Below are 13,968 nucleotides of genomic sequence, written 5' to 3'. Positions count from 1 at the left end.
TTATGCAAAAAATTATTAAAATAGCATTAATTGCTATAGGTGTATTAAGTGCAGTGCTTTGGTACTTGTTACCAAGTGCAGATATGCCGGCAGCTGAAGCTGCTCAAAGTGGAGCTATGAACACTATGTTTATCATTACTTACCTTTTGTTAGGTATTGCTGTTGTGGTTAGTTTAGTGTTTACTTTAAAAAACTTATTTTCTAACCCACAGGGTCTTAAAAAGACATTGTTTGTAGTAGGAGGTTTTTTATTGGTAGTTGGTGTTTCTTATGTCTTGGCAAGTGGAACGGATGTTGATCCTGAATTCTTGGCAATGGAAGATGAGAGTACGATTAAAAAGATTGGAATGGGATTGAATGTATTCTTTATTCTAACTATTATCGCTGTACTTTCTTTGGTTATACCAGCTGTTAAAAATATGTTTAGTAAATAAAAAATAGAAAACTATGGCTAGAAGAGCAGGAGCACCAGAAGTAAGTGCCGGTTCCATGGCGGATATAGCTTTCCTTTTACTTATCTTTTTCTTGGTAACAACTACTATTGAAACGGATGCAGGATTGGATCGTATGCTTCCACCAATTGAACCGCCCGATACGGATGTAGTAATTAAACAAAAGAACATCTTTCAAGTAAATATCAACAAGAACGGTCAATTATTGGCTGATGACGAGTTGATCGAGCTTAAAGACCTAAGATCAAAAGCCATGGCTTTTTTAGATAATGGTGGTGATGGTACATGTTCTTATTGTCAAGGAAGAAAAAATGCTGAATCTTCAGATAATCCTTCTAAAGCGATTATCTCTTTAAAGAACGATCGTGAAACAAAGTATAGTACTTACATAACTGTGCAGAACGAACTTGTAGGAGCTTACAACGATCTAAGAAATAGAGAGGCACAGCGTTTATATAAGAAGAACTTCGTTGATATGGAAGCTGAATATCTTAACCCTGAAACTGATGACGATGTAAAGGAAGAGTTGAAGGAAAAGGTAAAGAAGATTCAAGATTTGTTTCCACAGAAATTGTCTGAGGCCGAAACTTCAAGTGATTAATTAATTAAAATAAAAGTAACACTATGTCAAAATTTGCAAAGAAAAAAGATGGAGAGGTACCTGCGGTATCAACAGCTTCCCTTCCTGACATTGTATTTATGCTTTTGTTTTTCTTTATGACGGTAACCGTGATGAAGGATAGTTCTTTGAAAGTAGAAAATGTACTTCCTAACGCTAGTGAAGTAAAGAAGCTTGAAAAGAAGGATCGTGTAATTTATATTTATGTTGGTAAGCCAACTAAAGAATATGAGAAATTATTTGGTAGTGAGCCAAAGATTCAATTAAACGATAAATTATCTAGTCCATCTGAAGTTGGTGATTACATTTTGATGGAAAGGGCTAAAAAGCCACAAGAACTTCAAAACGTTTTGACCACGGCACTTAAAGTCGATAAGAACGCAAGTATGGGATTAATATCCGATATTAAACAAGAGTTAAGAAAGGTTAATGCTTTAAAGGTAAATTATACTACCTATGAAGGTGATGCTTTCAATAATCTACAATAGTTAGTTAGTAGAATATTACTTATTTTAAAACGCTTCAAATTTATTTGAAGCGTTTTTTATTTCATTAACTTTACTTTATGCGTTTCTGTATTGTTTTATTCTTGGTGGTAATACAATCTAATGCCCAAGAGGTTTTAGATACATTGGATAACCCCCGATATTTTGAGGATCAATTCTATGTTGGTCTTTCGTATAATTTCATTTTAAACCATCCGGAGGGGTCTAATCAACGTAATTTATCATATGGTCTGCAAGGTGGTATTATCAAAGATATTCCTTTAAATAAAGCTGGAACTAAGGCTATAGGGATAGGAGCTGGTTTGGCGTTAAACAGTTATTATTCAAACTTGGTTGCAGATGTTTTAAACGATGATATTAGTTATAGTATCAATGATGATATAACTAGAAGTAAGTTAGAAACACACCTTTTGGAATTCCCATTGGAATTTAGATGGCGAAATTCCACCGCAGATGAATACAAATTCTGGCGTATTTATGGTGGTATCAAGGCCGCTTATATTTTAGGTGCTAGATCAAAGTATGATCTTGGTGATATAAGTGAGGGTTTTAAGAATACCGATCTTACCAAATTTCAGTATGGACTTACCTTAAGTTTTGGGTACAATACCTTTAATTTACATGCGTATTATGCGCTTACCGAACTGTTTAATGGCAATGCATCTGTTAATGGAGAGGTGTTGCAGTATAGACCTTTACGTATTGGTTTGATCTTCTATATTCTATAGCCAAAAGCGTACGGTAAGTAACTGGGATAATAAGCCAATTAGTAGACCCATTATGACTTCAATACCTGTATGGGCTTTTAAATAAAGACGCGCTGTTATAATTGCACCTGTTAGTAATATAAAGAAGCTTATTGCCAATATTAAATTGATTTCAAAGTGAATGCTCAAATTCAAAAGGTACATTAAGAGACCGCTTATACCAACGGTGTGCAAGCTTGTTTTAAAGTTAAAAAACAGTAATAATATACATGCTATCGTTGCTCCTAATAAGCCGGTGAAATAGAAATATAGCTCGCTTACATAATTATTGGGTATCACTTTATATAAGATTAAAAGTAAGATGCTAGCATGAATGTAAAGTGGATATTTGCGCTCTTTAATAGAACTTAACTCTATAGAGTTTACTAAACCTAAATTTTTTAATATCAGATAAGTTACTACTGGAATTATTACAGTAAGAATAAATATAGGCAGTATACTGGCACTTTTTATTTCTATTGGTGTATACTTGGGTGTAATGAGAAAATATGCTACAGTGCCACCAATGGGTATGAATAGGGGATGAAGTAAGTATGAGATAACTTGTGAAAAAACCTTCATTAGATTTCTTTTCTCATGCGTGCAACAGGAATATTCAATTGCTCTCTATACTTGGCAACAGTTCTTCTAGCTATGGGATAACCTTTTTCTTTTAAAATAGCCGCTAATTTATCATCGGTTAGCGGTTTCTTTTTGGTTTCATTTTGAATAACCGTTTCCAAAATTTTCTTGATTTCCCGTGTAGAAACATCTTCTCCTTGTTCGTTTTTCATAGATTCTGAGAAGTACTCTTTAATTAGTTTGGTACCGTAAGGAGTATCTACATATTTACTATTGGCAACCCTAGAAACCGTAGAAACATCCATTCCTATTTCATCTGCGATATCCTTAAGGATCATCGGTCTTAAATTGCGCTCATCGCCAGTCAGGAAGTATTCTTTTTGATACTGCATGATGGCGTTCATAGTGATGAATAGGGTTTGTTGTCGTTGTCTTATAGCGTCTATAAACCATTTTGCGGCATCTAATTTCTGCTTTATGAACATAACCGTGTCCTTTTGAGATTTAGATTTGTCCTTGGCTTCCTTATAGCCTTTTAGCATATTGCTGTATTCTCTAGACACATGTAATTCTGGAGCATTTCTACCATTAAGGGTTAGCTCTAGTTCTCCCTCGGTTATTCTTATTGCAAAATCCGGAACTACATGTTCAACTATTCTATTATTTCCGGAATAAGATCCACCTGGTTTAGGGTTTAATTTTTCTATTTCACCGATGGCATCTTTCAATTCCTTTTCGGTAATATTGTGTTTTTGAATTAATTTTTGATAGTGTTTCTTTGTGAAGTGTTCAAAAGACTTTTTTAAGATCTCTGTTGCAAGTTCAATACTTGGAGTGACATCTTTTCGCTCTAACTGTATTATTAAACACTCCTCTAAAGTACGTGCACCTACACCTGGTGGGTCTAACTCTTGTACAATAGATAATATTCTGGTAATGGTTTCTTCGTCAGTATAAACATTTTGGGTAAAAGCCAAATCGTCCATGATATCGGAAATAGGTCTTCTTATATAACCGCTTTCATCTACACTACCTACTAAAAACTCTGCGATGTTCCATTCTTCATCAGAAAGGTAAACAGTATTCAATTGATTTATTAAATGCTGATTGAAGGATATTCCGGCTGCGTAGGGTACACTTTTTTCTTCATCATCAGAACTGTAATTATTAGCCTTGGTTCTGTAATCCGGGATTTCATCGTCACTTAAGTAATCATCTATATTGATGTCCTCAGTGTTGATGGTTTCGCTATCGGCATTGTCATCATAAACATCATCATAATCATCAACAACGTTATCCAAATCTTCCTTGCCGGTCTCTAGTGCCGGGTTCTCCTCTAATTCTTGTTTAAGTCGTTGTTCAAACGCCTGTGTAGGCAGCTGAATTAACTTCATCAACTGAATCTGTTGAGGAGATAATTTTTGGGATAATTTAAATTGTAGATGTTGTTTTAGCATTACTTTCTTCTAGTACTTGTAAAAGTAACCAAATCTGCTTAAAATTCGGCATTCTGTGGTGTTCTAGGAAACGGTATTACGTCTCTAATGTTGCCCATGCCTGTAGCAAAAAGTACCAATCTTTCAAATCCAAGACCAAATCCACTATGTTCGGCCGTTCCAAATTTTCTTAAATCTAAATACCACCAAAGCTCTTTTTCGTCAATACCTAAATCTTTTATTTTTTCCTTAAGCACCTCTAAACGTTCTTCACGCTGAGACCCTCCTACGATTTCACCAATACCTGGGAATAATATATCCATTGCCCTAACGGTTTTGCCGTCTTCATTTAAACGCATATAAAACGCTTTTATCTTGGCAGGGTAATCAAAAAGAATTACCGGACACTTAAAGTGTTTTTCTACCAAGTAACGCTCGTGCTCACTCTGTAAATCTGTACCCCATTCTTCAATTGGATAGGTAAATTGCTTCTTTTTGTTCGGTTTACAATTTTTAAGAATTTCAATTGCTTCGGTATAGCTAACCCTTTTAAAATTATTGTCTACAACAAACTTTAATTTCTCGATCAAGGCCATATCACTACGTTGGGCTTGTGGTTTGCTCTTTTCTTCGTCCAACAATCTTTTCTCTAAAAACTCAAGGTCTTCTTGACAATGGGTTAAAGTGTAAGAAATTACATTTTTGATGAAGTCTTCGGCAAGATCCATATTTGCATCAAGATCAAAGAACGCCATTTCTGGTTCAATCATCCAAAATTCGGCTAAGTGTCTTGAGGTGTTTGAGTTTTCTGCCCTAAAAGTGGGACCAAAAGTGTAAACTTTACCTAGGGCCATAGCATATGCTTCTGCCTCTAATTGCCCAGATACGGTCAAATTGGTTTCTTTTCCGAAAAAATCTTCTTTATAGTTTACATCACCTTCTTCTGTAAGCGGTGGGTTTTTATCATCTAAGGTAGTTACACGAAACATTTCCCCGGCACCTTCCGCATCTGATCCTGTAATTATAGGTGCATGAAAATAATTAAATCCGTTTTCCCTAAAGTAATTATGAATGGCAAAAGATAAGGTTGACCTTACGCGCATTATGGCAGAAAAGGTATTGGTTCTAATTCTTAAGTGAGCTTTCTCCCTTAAAAATTCCAGTGAATGTTTTTTGGGCTGAATTGGGTATTCGTCTGGATCAGCTATACCAAGTACTTCTAATTGGTTAACTTGGATTTCAACAGACTGCCCTCTACCTTGGCTTTCTACCAATGTACCTGATATTTTTAGGGCGGCACCAGTATTCACTTTCTTCAATAATTCTTCATCAAAATTTTCAAAATCAACTACACATTGAATTGTACCTAAAGTTGAACCATCGTTCAAAGCAATAAATCTGTTGCTTCTAAATGTTCGTACCCACCCCTTAACGGTTATTTCCTGTAATAGGTTTTTACTTGAAAGTAGTTCTTTTATTGTGACTAAACGCATGATGTTGAATTGAAAATTAAAGTTCCAAAGATAGGATTTTGTTAAAAAATAAAGAGACTATACCGTTATATAAACTTTGCCTTAAAATGAAAATTGATCAATTGTTGTTTTCTTCTTGAGGCAAGATATCTATTTGTGGTTTTTTAAGTGTCTGTTTGTTAGCTATACTCTTTTCCAGCGATAACAATAACGAGGGTAGTAAAATTAAATTAGCCAACATTGCAAGTAATAAGGTAGCCGATACTAATGAACCCAAGGCTACAGTACCCCCAAAATTGGAAATTACAAATACTGAAAAACCGAAAAATAATACAATTGATGTGTAAAACATACTAACACCTGTTTCTCGTAGTGCATTGTAAACCGATTTTTCAATACGCCATTTATTCGCTGTAAGTTCTTGCCTGTATTTGGCTAGAAAGTGAATGGTATCATCTACAGAAATACCAAATGCAATACTAAATACCAAAATTGTAGACGGCTTAATAGGTACGCCTACAAATCCCATAATACCCGCCGTAATTACTAGAGGTAAAAGATTAGGGATCAGTGATATAACGATCATTCTGAAAGAACGGAATAAGTAAGCCATAAATAAAGCAATCAACGCAATGGCAAGAGCAAGCGACATGATCAGGTTTTTTACCAAATATTTAGTTCCTTTTAGGAATAAAAGTGCGCTACCGGTCATATAAACATTATAACGCTCTACCGGAAAAATTTTAGTGATATTCTCAAGTAAACGTTGCTCTATTTCTTCCATACGGCTTGTGTTTACATCGCGCATGAATGTAGTTATTCTAGCGGTTTGTCCCGTACTATCCACAAATGACTCCAATAGATTTCCGTTGTCAGATGATTTACGGGCAACGTCCATTATAAAAGTGTTTTCTTGACTTGTAGGTAATTGATAGTATTTTGGTATGCCGTTGTAAAAGGCCTGTTTGGAATATTTTACCAAATTTACTACTGAAACGGGAGACGAAAGTTCTGGTATTTCATCGATTACTTCTCCAAGTTGATTCATACGCTTAAGTGTAGCGGGCTTTAAAACACCTTTTGGAGTTTTGGTATCCACTACGATTTCAACAGGCATTATTCCTTTAAACTCTTTCTCAAAGAATCTTATATCATGAAAGAATTCTGCATTTTTAGGCATGTCTTCTATAGGACTGCCAGAGATTCTTATTTGGTAAATACCAATTATGCTTAAGACCAATAGTGATATAGAAACTATATAAACCGTAATTCTTCTATGTCTTACGATGCGTTCCATCCAATTAACAAATGCATCTATCCATTTTTTGTTCAAGTGTTTTAAATGCTTTGTTTTTGGTAATGGCATAAAACTGTACACTATAGGAATAATCAAAAGCGATAAAATGAAAATTCCAATGATGTTGATAGAAGCTACAATACCAAACTCTTTTAAAAGAGTACTATCGGTTATGATAAAAGTGGCAAAACCAGAAGCAGTGGTAATGTTGGTCATTAACGTAGCATTTCCTATTTTGGAGATTACACGTTGCAACGAAAGTGCTTGGTTACCATGTTTTTTAACCTCTTGCTGATACTTGTTGATCAAGAATATACAGTTTGGTATACCTATTACAATAATTAGTGGCGGTATAAGGGCGGTAAGTACCGTAATTTCATATTGTAAAAGTCCTAGAAAACCAAAAGCCCACATTACCCCAATGATAACTACACACATTGAAATGAAAGTGGCTCTAACGCTTCTAAAGAAAAAGAAGAAAATTAAGGAGGTAACGCCTAGCGCTGCCAAAATAAACTTTCCTATTTCATCTATGATATTTTGTGAGTTCATGGTTCTCACATAGGGCATACCGGAAATATGAACATCGAGATTGGTTTCCTTTTCAAAATTACGAACCAAGGTGTTGATGTCCTGTAGAATAAAATCTTTTCTAACAGTGGTGTTAACTATATCCTTATCTAAATTGACAATGGTACGTATTGTCTTGCTCTCCTTGTTAAAAAGTAGATTTTCATAGAAAGGTAGATCATTAAAAAGATGATCTGTTATACTGTCTATTTCTTTTTTGGTCTTTAATTCACCGTTGATTAACGGTAACATTTCAAATTCTTGCTTGTCGTTATTTTTAACCAACTCTTTTAAGTTGTCGGTTGATATAACGAATTCAACTTCTGGAAAAGCGGCAAGTTGTTTGCTGAGTCTATTCCAACGGTTGAAATTAGTAGGTTCAAACAAAGCGCTATCCAGTATGGCAAAAACAACAGCATTACCTTCTTCGCCAAATTTGCTTAAAAAATCCTGGTATTGTATGTTAACCGGGTGATCATCTGGTAAAAGGTTGGTTTGTGAGCTAGAAAATCGCATGTATTGCCATTGCCAGCCCATGAAAATGGTAAAACCGGTAATCAATAGTAAAATTAGGATTCTGTTGCGTAGAATTATGTTTGCCGTTTTAGGCCAAAATCCTTTCGTAAGTTTCGCTACCATAACTGTTTTTGCAGGTGGCAAAGGTAACTATTAGCTACAATTGTTCCTAGATTGAAAAGTTTAAATTTTATACAAATAAAAAAAGCTACCCTATTCAGGTAGCTTTGTGATCCTATATTTTGGATAAACTTTAAACTTTCATGATTTCAGCCTCTTTTTTGCTCAAGAAATCATCAATCTTTTTAGTGAATGCATCCGTTAGATCCTGTACATCTGCGGTTGCGTTTTTTTGAAGGTCTTCAGAAATATCCAAATCCTTTATTTCTTTGTTTGCATCTTGTCTTGCACTTCTAACTCCTACTTTTGCATGTTCTGCTTCAGCTTTAGCCTGCTTGGTCAACTGTATTCTACGCTCCTCTGTTAAAGGCGGTACGTTGATGATGATCATGTCGCCATTATTCATAGGATTAAAGCCTAAATTGGCATTCATTATGGCTTTTTCAATTTCTTGAAGCATACCTTTCTCCCATGGTTGAACAGAAATTGTTCTACCATCTGGCGTGTTGATATTGGCTACTTGAGCTAGTGGAGTTTGTGATCCATAATAATCTACCAATACAGAAGATAACATGGTAGGACTGGCTTTACCTGCTCTAATTTTTAAAAATTCACGTTCTAAATGCGCTATGGCAGCTTCCATACCTTCTTTTGTAGCGTCTAAAACAAATTGTATTTCCTCGTTCATATAATAAGTGTATTACTATCGCAATAACATTAATTGTACCAAAAATTATAGGTTGACCGTGGTACCAATGGTTTGCCCGTCAACAATTTTCAATAGGTTTCCTTTTTTGTTCATATCAAAAACTACGATTGGTAGTTCGTTCTCTTGACTTAGGGTAAAGGCAGTCGTGTCCATTACTTTTAGTCCTTTTGTAAGTACATCTTGAAAAGAAATAGTGTCAAATTTTGTGGCACTTTTATCTTTTTCTGGGTCGGCAGTATATATACCATCTACTCTTGTACCTTTTAAGATAACATCAGCTTCTATTTCAATAGCTCTAAGAACAGCAGCAGAATCTGTTGTAAAATATGGGTTACCTGTGCCGCCGCCAAAAATAACGACTCTACCTTTTTCTAAATGCCTCATGGCACGTCTTCTAATAAAAGGCTCGGCTACTTCATTAATTTTTATAGCAGTTTGCAATCTGGTCTGTACACCACTCATTTCTAAAGCGCTTTGTAAAGCTAACCCGTTGATAACGGTAGCCAGCATACCCATGTGGTCCCCTTGTACGCGATCCATACCTGTGGCTGCACCTGTAAGGCCTCTAAAAATGTTACCGCCACCAATAACAATGGCAACTTCAATTCCTTTTTCAACTACCTCTTTTATCTCTTCCGCATATTCATTTAGGCGGTTAGAATCTATTCCATATTGCTTTTCACCCATTAAGGCTTCACCGCTTAATTTTAGAAGAATTCGTTTGTAGTGCATTCTAGTTTTAATTTGCCATCAAAAATAATGAAAATTTTTGATGGGCGTGTTCAATATTTTATTCTGGTAAAAGATAGGTGTCAAGATACTATGGTTACTTATTCTCTATCTTTGATATATCATTATTTTAAAAATTAACAATTGAATATTTTATGAAAAAATCCTTATTAATTATTTCAAGTGCTCTTCTATTATATGCTTGTGGAGCCGGTAAGCAATTGGCAGCTATTGAGAAAAGCCCTGTTCTTACTTCAATAGATTTGGTCAATGTGGTAGAAGATAGGGTGCAGGTGATTGTAGATCCTGGTGCTTTTGCTTCTTCAACGGTTATTTTTAGAATTCCTAAAACGGTGCCAGGAACATATAGTAGCGATAACTACGGGCAGTATTTGCAGGATTTTGAAGCTTTGGATTATAAAGGTAAACCATTGCAATTTGTTAAGCTTGATGAAAATTCTTGGAGTATTTCTAATGGAACACAGCTTGATAAAGTACGTTACTGGGTAAATGATACCTATGATACGGAAAATGAAGTGGTTGATGCAGTATTTTCCCCGGCAGGTACAAATATTGAGAAAGACAGTAATTTTATGCTGAACCTACATGGTTTTGTAGGCTATTTTGATGGGTTTAAAGAGGTTCCTTATGCTATTCATATTAAAAAGCCGGCGGACTTAATTGCAACAACAACCCTTTCTGATCAAATTGACCGTAAGCCTGATCCACTTTGGGACGCGTTTCTTGCCAATAGGTATTTTGAAGTTATTGACAACCCTATAATGTACGCTAAACCTAATACTGAAAGTTTTGAAATTAATGGTATAACGGTAACATTGAGCTTGTTTTCACCAAATAACGTGTACAAGGCTTCTGATTTAAAGAATAGAATGTTAAAAATGATGGAGGCTCAGAAGAAGTTTCTTGGTGATGTAGATAGTACTAAAGAGTATAATATTCTTTTGTATTTGTCTGATGTAAATAAGCCCGATGCTCATGGTTTTGGAGCTTTGGAGCATCATACTTCTACCGTGGTAGTTTTACCTGAAGCTATGGATATTGGTCGTTTGGAGCAAGCTATGGTAGATGTGGTTTCGCACGAATTCTTTCATATTGTAACACCATTGTCCGTTCATTCTAAAGAAATACAATATTTTGATTTTAACGACCCAAAAATGTCACAACATTTATGGATGTACGAAGGTACTACGGAGTATTTTGCCAATTTATTTCAGGTACAGCAAGGTTTAATTTCTGAAGAGGATTTTTATGAGCGCATGTTGGGTAAAATTACCAACTCTGAATTTTATGATGATAGCATGTCTTTCACTGAAATGAGCAAGAATATTTTAGAGCAACCTTATGAGCCCAATTACGCTAACGTATATGAGAAAGGTGCTTTAATAAATATGTGTTTAGATATTATATTAAGTGAAAAGAGCAGCGGCGAAAAGAGTATGCTTTGGTTGATGAAAGAGCTGTCTAAAAAGTATGGTACGGATGTGCCTTTTGAAGATGAAGTTTTATTCGGAGAGATTGTTCAGATGACCTATCCGGAGGTGGATACTTTTTTTAAGGAACATGTTATTGGAGATACACCTATAGATTATGATGTTTATTTTTCAAAGGTAGGTTTAGCTACAAAAGATGTTGAAGAGCCTACAGGTTACTTTTTTGATGGGCAAGTGCCTTATATGGATGTTGATGTGCAAAATGATAGTGTTGTTTTTATACGTGAGAATATAGAGTTGAATTCTTTCTTTGATGATTTAAAACTACAGGGAGGTGATATTTTTAAGGTGATAAACGGACAGGAGATTAATCTTGAGTCGCTTAGACCAATTATTGGGGAAAGTTTTAGTTGGACGCCAGAAACGGTAGTAAGTATGACTGTAGAAAGAGATGGTGAATTGGTTTCAGTTGAAGGTAAGGTAGGTCAACCGGTTAAAAAGGTAAAGAAGATTGTTCCTTTAGAAAATGTAGACCAGAAAAATATAGACTTACGTAAGGCTTGGTTAAAAGACTAAGGTTTAATAATGATGCTAAATAAAAAAACCGCCTACTTTGCAGTAAGGCGGTTTTTTATTGAGTTAGTTGTATTGTAATTAACCTAATGCAACTCTTTTAAAACCTGTTACTTCTAAATTAGAATCAACTGATTTTACATATTGAGCAACACTTTGTTTGCTATCTTTAATGAAATCTTGGTTTACTAAAGTATTGTCCTTAAAGAAACGCTTTATTTTACCTTTAGAGATATTGTCTAGCATTGCTTCTGGTTTTCCTTCTTGACGTAATTGATCTTTTGCAATTTCAATTTCTTTGTCGATCACGGATTGGTCAACACCATCTTCGTTTAATGCTACAGGGTTCATAGCGGCAGCTTGCATTGACACATCTTTAGCAACTTCTTCAGCACCTGGTACAGAAGCGGAAAGACCTGTTAAAACAGCTATTTTGTTTCCTGCGTGAATATAAGAACCTACAAAAGGAGCACTTAACGTTTCAAAACCACCTATCTCAATTTTCTCACCGATAACACCTGTTTGCTCAGTAAGTTTTTCTTGAACGGTCATACCTTTATAATCAGCAGCCAAGAAAGCTTCTTTGGAATCAAAGTTGATTGCCAAGTCTGCTAATTCTGTAGCCAATGTTACAAAAGTTTCGTTTTTAGCAACGAAATCGGTCTCACAGTTCAAAGAAATAATAACACCACTAGTGTTGTCATCATTTACTTTAGCGATTGCTGCACCTTCAGAAGAATCTCTGTCAGCTCTTTTTGCTGCAACTTTTTGACCTTTTTTACGAAGAATTTCGATTGCACTTTCAAAATCACCTTCAGCTTCAACCAAGGCTTTTTTGCAATCCATCATTCCTGCACCAGTAGTCTTTCTTAATCTATTAACTTCTGCAGCTGTAATCTTTGCCATTTTTTTTACTTTTAATATACCCGTTTTAAGGGGTCGTTAGATTTATTTTTATAACAAATGTAGTAACTTATTCTACACCACCTTTAACGTTGTCTTGCCATTCTTTAAGCTCGTCCCACTTACCTTCAGCAGCCATTTTAGCTTGCTTTGGCCAAGAAGTTGGATCTAAATGAGCCATTCTAGAACTTGCCTCTGTCAAAATTTCCTTGATTTTTTCAGCATCTCCATTAGAAAGATCTTCGTAAGTAGCAATACCGGCAGCAACTAAGGCTTCAGCAGCTTTTGGGCCAATACCTTCAACTTTTGTTAAGTCATCAGCTTCTGCTTTTGTATCGTTCGCAACAGCTTCTTTAGTAGCTTCAACGTTAACTTCAACATTTGGTACTTTGTCTACAACTGGTGCAGGTTTAGTGTCAACTTTTTCTGGAGTTGGCGCTGGTTTGTCTGCAACTGCTTTTTTCTTGGCACCTTTATCTTTTTTGTCAGATTTACCTTCAGAATCACCTTTTTCAGCTTTACGCTCAGCTAAACCTTCGGCAACTGCATTGGTAACTTCTGTCATGATAATATCAATAGACTTAGAAGCATCATCGTTAGAAGGTATAAGGTAATCTACATCTCTAGGATCACAGTTGGTATCTACCATTGCAAAAATTGGAATGTTCAATTTTTGAGCTTCTTTAACTGCAATGTGCTCTCTCATTGTATCAACGATGAACAATGCACCTGGTAAACGTGTCATTTCAGAAATAGAACCTAAGTTCTTTTCTAATTTTGCACGTAAACGGTCAACTTGCAATCTTTCTTTTTTAGAAAGTGTAAGGAAAGTTCCATCTTTTTTCATTCTATCAATAGAAGCCATTTTCTTAACGGCTTTACGAATAGTAACAAAATTGGTTAACATACCACCTGGCCATCTTTCAGTGATGTAAGGCATGTTTACGTTTGCTGCTTTTTCTGCAACGATGTCCTTAGCTTGTTTTTTGGTAGCTACGAAAAGTATTTTTCTACCTGACGCTGCAATTTTTTTAAGAGCCTCGTTGGTCTCATCTAATTTTGCAACTGTTTTGTAAAGGTTGATTACGTGAATCCCATTACGCTCCATGTAGATGTAAGGAGCCATGTTCGGATTCCATTTTCTTGTTAGGTGACCAAAATGTACACCTGCTTCTAATAATTGTTTTACTTCGACTCTCGCCATTTTAAATTTAGTTTACGTTCTTTTGAATTAGCAATGACAAAGTGGTATCTCGAATTAAATATCAAGAAGCCTTCATCATTTAG

The 13,968-nt window shown here is 35.4% G+C and carries 13 protein-coding genes; 5 read left to right on the top strand and 8 right to left on the bottom strand.

Features of this window, described 5'->3' with window-relative positions:
* Positions 1-2: 2 nt before the first annotated feature.
* From I600_RS08345 to I600_RS08330, 4 genes are all read left to right on the top strand, one after another.
* The gene (locus I600_RS08345) at positions 3-434 is read left to right on the top strand and encodes a hypothetical protein (protein ID WP_058103979.1); all 432 of its coding nucleotides are present in this window, start codon (positions 3-5) and stop codon (positions 432-434) included.
* A gap of 13 nt (positions 435-447) precedes the next feature.
* The gene (locus I600_RS08340) at positions 448-1,053 is read left to right on the top strand and encodes an ExbD/TolR family protein (protein WP_058103978.1); all 606 of its coding nucleotides are present in this window, start codon (positions 448-450) and stop codon (positions 1,051-1,053) included.
* 23 nt (positions 1,054-1,076) lie between these two features.
* Positions 1,077-1,559, top strand: a complete 483-nt coding sequence (locus I600_RS08335; protein WP_058103977.1) for an ExbD/TolR family protein — start codon at positions 1,077-1,079, stop codon at positions 1,557-1,559.
* Positions 1,560-1,636: 77 nt separating this feature from the next.
* Positions 1,637-2,305, top strand: a complete 669-nt coding sequence (locus I600_RS08330; protein ID WP_058103976.1) for a porin family protein — start codon at positions 1,637-1,639, stop codon at positions 2,303-2,305.
* Here the strand turns inward: I600_RS08330 and I600_RS08325 are convergent.
* The 6 genes from I600_RS08325 to pyrH all read right to left on the bottom strand — a co-directional run bounded on the left by I600_RS08325 (position 2,300) and on the right by pyrH (position 9,757).
* Positions 2,300-2,905, bottom strand: coding sequence for a hypothetical protein (locus I600_RS08325; RefSeq protein ID WP_058103975.1), 606 nt, complete (start codon positions 2,903-2,905; stop codon positions 2,300-2,302). The genes I600_RS08330 and I600_RS08325 overlap by 6 nt on opposite strands.
* Positions 2,905-4,362 carry an RNA polymerase factor sigma-54 gene (rpoN, locus tag I600_RS08320; protein ID WP_058103974.1) on the bottom strand — a complete coding sequence of 486 codons (1,458 nt, stop codon included), beginning with the start codon at positions 4,360-4,362 and terminating at the stop codon, positions 2,905-2,907. The genes I600_RS08325 and rpoN overlap by 1 nt, the downstream gene beginning before the upstream one ends.
* A gap of 38 nt (positions 4,363-4,400) precedes the next feature.
* Positions 4,401-5,834, bottom strand: a complete 1,434-nt coding sequence (gene asnS / locus I600_RS08315) for an asparagine--tRNA ligase (protein WP_058103973.1) — start codon at positions 5,832-5,834, stop codon at positions 4,401-4,403.
* Positions 5,835-5,931: 97 nt separating this feature from the next.
* Positions 5,932-8,319: an efflux RND transporter permease subunit gene (locus I600_RS08310; RefSeq protein ID WP_058103972.1), complete on the bottom strand. Its 2,388-nt coding sequence runs from the start codon at positions 8,317-8,319 to the stop codon at positions 5,932-5,934.
* Positions 8,320-8,449: 130 nt separating this feature from the next.
* Entirely contained in the window at positions 8,450-9,004 is a 555-nt protein-coding gene (gene frr, locus I600_RS08305; RefSeq protein WP_058103971.1) for a ribosome recycling factor, read from the bottom strand.
* 45 nt (positions 9,005-9,049) lie between these two features.
* Positions 9,050-9,757 (bottom strand): UMP kinase, encoded by a 708-nt coding sequence (gene pyrH, locus I600_RS08300; RefSeq protein WP_058103970.1) that lies wholly within the window; start codon positions 9,755-9,757, stop codon positions 9,050-9,052.
* 152 nt (positions 9,758-9,909) lie between these two features.
* Here pyrH and I600_RS08295 point away from each other — a divergent pair, with 152 nt between their 5' ends.
* Complete coding sequence (locus I600_RS08295) at positions 9,910-11,781, top strand: M61 family metallopeptidase (RefSeq protein WP_058103969.1); 1,872 nt, start codon at positions 9,910-9,912, stop codon at positions 11,779-11,781.
* 78 nt (positions 11,782-11,859) lie between these two features.
* Here I600_RS08295 and tsf read toward each other — a convergent pair whose 3' ends face one another.
* Together tsf and rpsB are read right to left on the bottom strand one after the other, a co-directional pair.
* The gene (gene tsf / locus I600_RS08290) at positions 11,860-12,684 is read right to left on the bottom strand and encodes a translation elongation factor Ts (RefSeq protein WP_058103968.1); all 825 of its coding nucleotides are present in this window, start codon (positions 12,682-12,684) and stop codon (positions 11,860-11,862) included.
* A gap of 67 nt (positions 12,685-12,751) precedes the next feature.
* Positions 12,752-13,885, bottom strand: coding sequence for a 30S ribosomal protein S2 (rpsB, locus tag I600_RS08285; RefSeq protein ID WP_058103967.1), 1,134 nt, complete (start codon positions 13,883-13,885; stop codon positions 12,752-12,754).
* Positions 13,886-13,968 lie beyond the last annotated feature (83 nt).

It is taken from the genome of Maribacter dokdonensis DSW-8, from assembly GCF_001447995.1.
Classification (GTDB): domain Bacteria; phylum Bacteroidota; class Bacteroidia; order Flavobacteriales; family Flavobacteriaceae; genus Maribacter; species Maribacter dokdonensis.
This window is presented reverse-complemented; position numbering and strand designations above follow the sequence as displayed.

What these genes read in the sequence shown, in the direction of transcription:
- I600_RS08340 (WP_058103978.1), top strand. Translation starts at nt 448, where the DNA reads ATGGCTAGAAGAGCAGGAGCACCAGAAGTAAGTGCCGGTTCCATGGCG.
- asnS (WP_058103973.1), bottom strand. Translation starts at nt 5,834, where the DNA reads ATGCGTTTAGTCACAATAAAAGAACTACTTTCAAGTAAAAACCTATTA.
- I600_RS08330 (WP_058103976.1), top strand. Translation starts at nt 1,637, where the DNA reads ATGCGTTTCTGTATTGTTTTATTCTTGGTGGTAATACAATCTAATGCC.
- I600_RS08295 (WP_058103969.1), top strand. Translation starts at nt 9,910, where the DNA reads ATGAAAAAATCCTTATTAATTATTTCAAGTGCTCTTCTATTATATGCT.
- frr (WP_058103971.1), bottom strand. Translation starts at nt 9,004, where the DNA reads ATGAACGAGGAAATACAATTTGTTTTAGACGCTACAAAAGAAGGTATG.
- I600_RS08345 (WP_058103979.1), top strand. Translation starts at nt 3, where the DNA reads ATGCAAAAAATTATTAAAATAGCATTAATTGCTATAGGTGTATTAAGT.
- tsf (WP_058103968.1), bottom strand. Translation starts at nt 12,684, where the DNA reads ATGGCAAAGATTACAGCTGCAGAAGTTAATAGATTAAGAAAGACTACT.
- pyrH (WP_058103970.1), bottom strand. Translation starts at nt 9,757, where the DNA reads ATGCACTACAAACGAATTCTTCTAAAATTAAGCGGTGAAGCCTTAATG.
- I600_RS08310 (WP_058103972.1), bottom strand. Translation starts at nt 8,319, where the DNA reads ATGGTAGCGAAACTTACGAAAGGATTTTGGCCTAAAACGGCAAACATA.
- I600_RS08335 (WP_058103977.1), top strand. Translation starts at nt 1,077, where the DNA reads ATGTCAAAATTTGCAAAGAAAAAAGATGGAGAGGTACCTGCGGTATCA.
- rpsB (WP_058103967.1), bottom strand. Translation starts at nt 13,885, where the DNA reads ATGGCGAGAGTCGAAGTAAAACAATTATTAGAAGCAGGTGTACATTTT.
- rpoN (WP_058103974.1), bottom strand. Translation starts at nt 4,362, where the DNA reads ATGCTAAAACAACATCTACAATTTAAATTATCCCAAAAATTATCTCCT.
- I600_RS08325 (WP_058103975.1), bottom strand. Translation starts at nt 2,905, where the DNA reads ATGAAGGTTTTTTCACAAGTTATCTCATACTTACTTCATCCCCTATTC.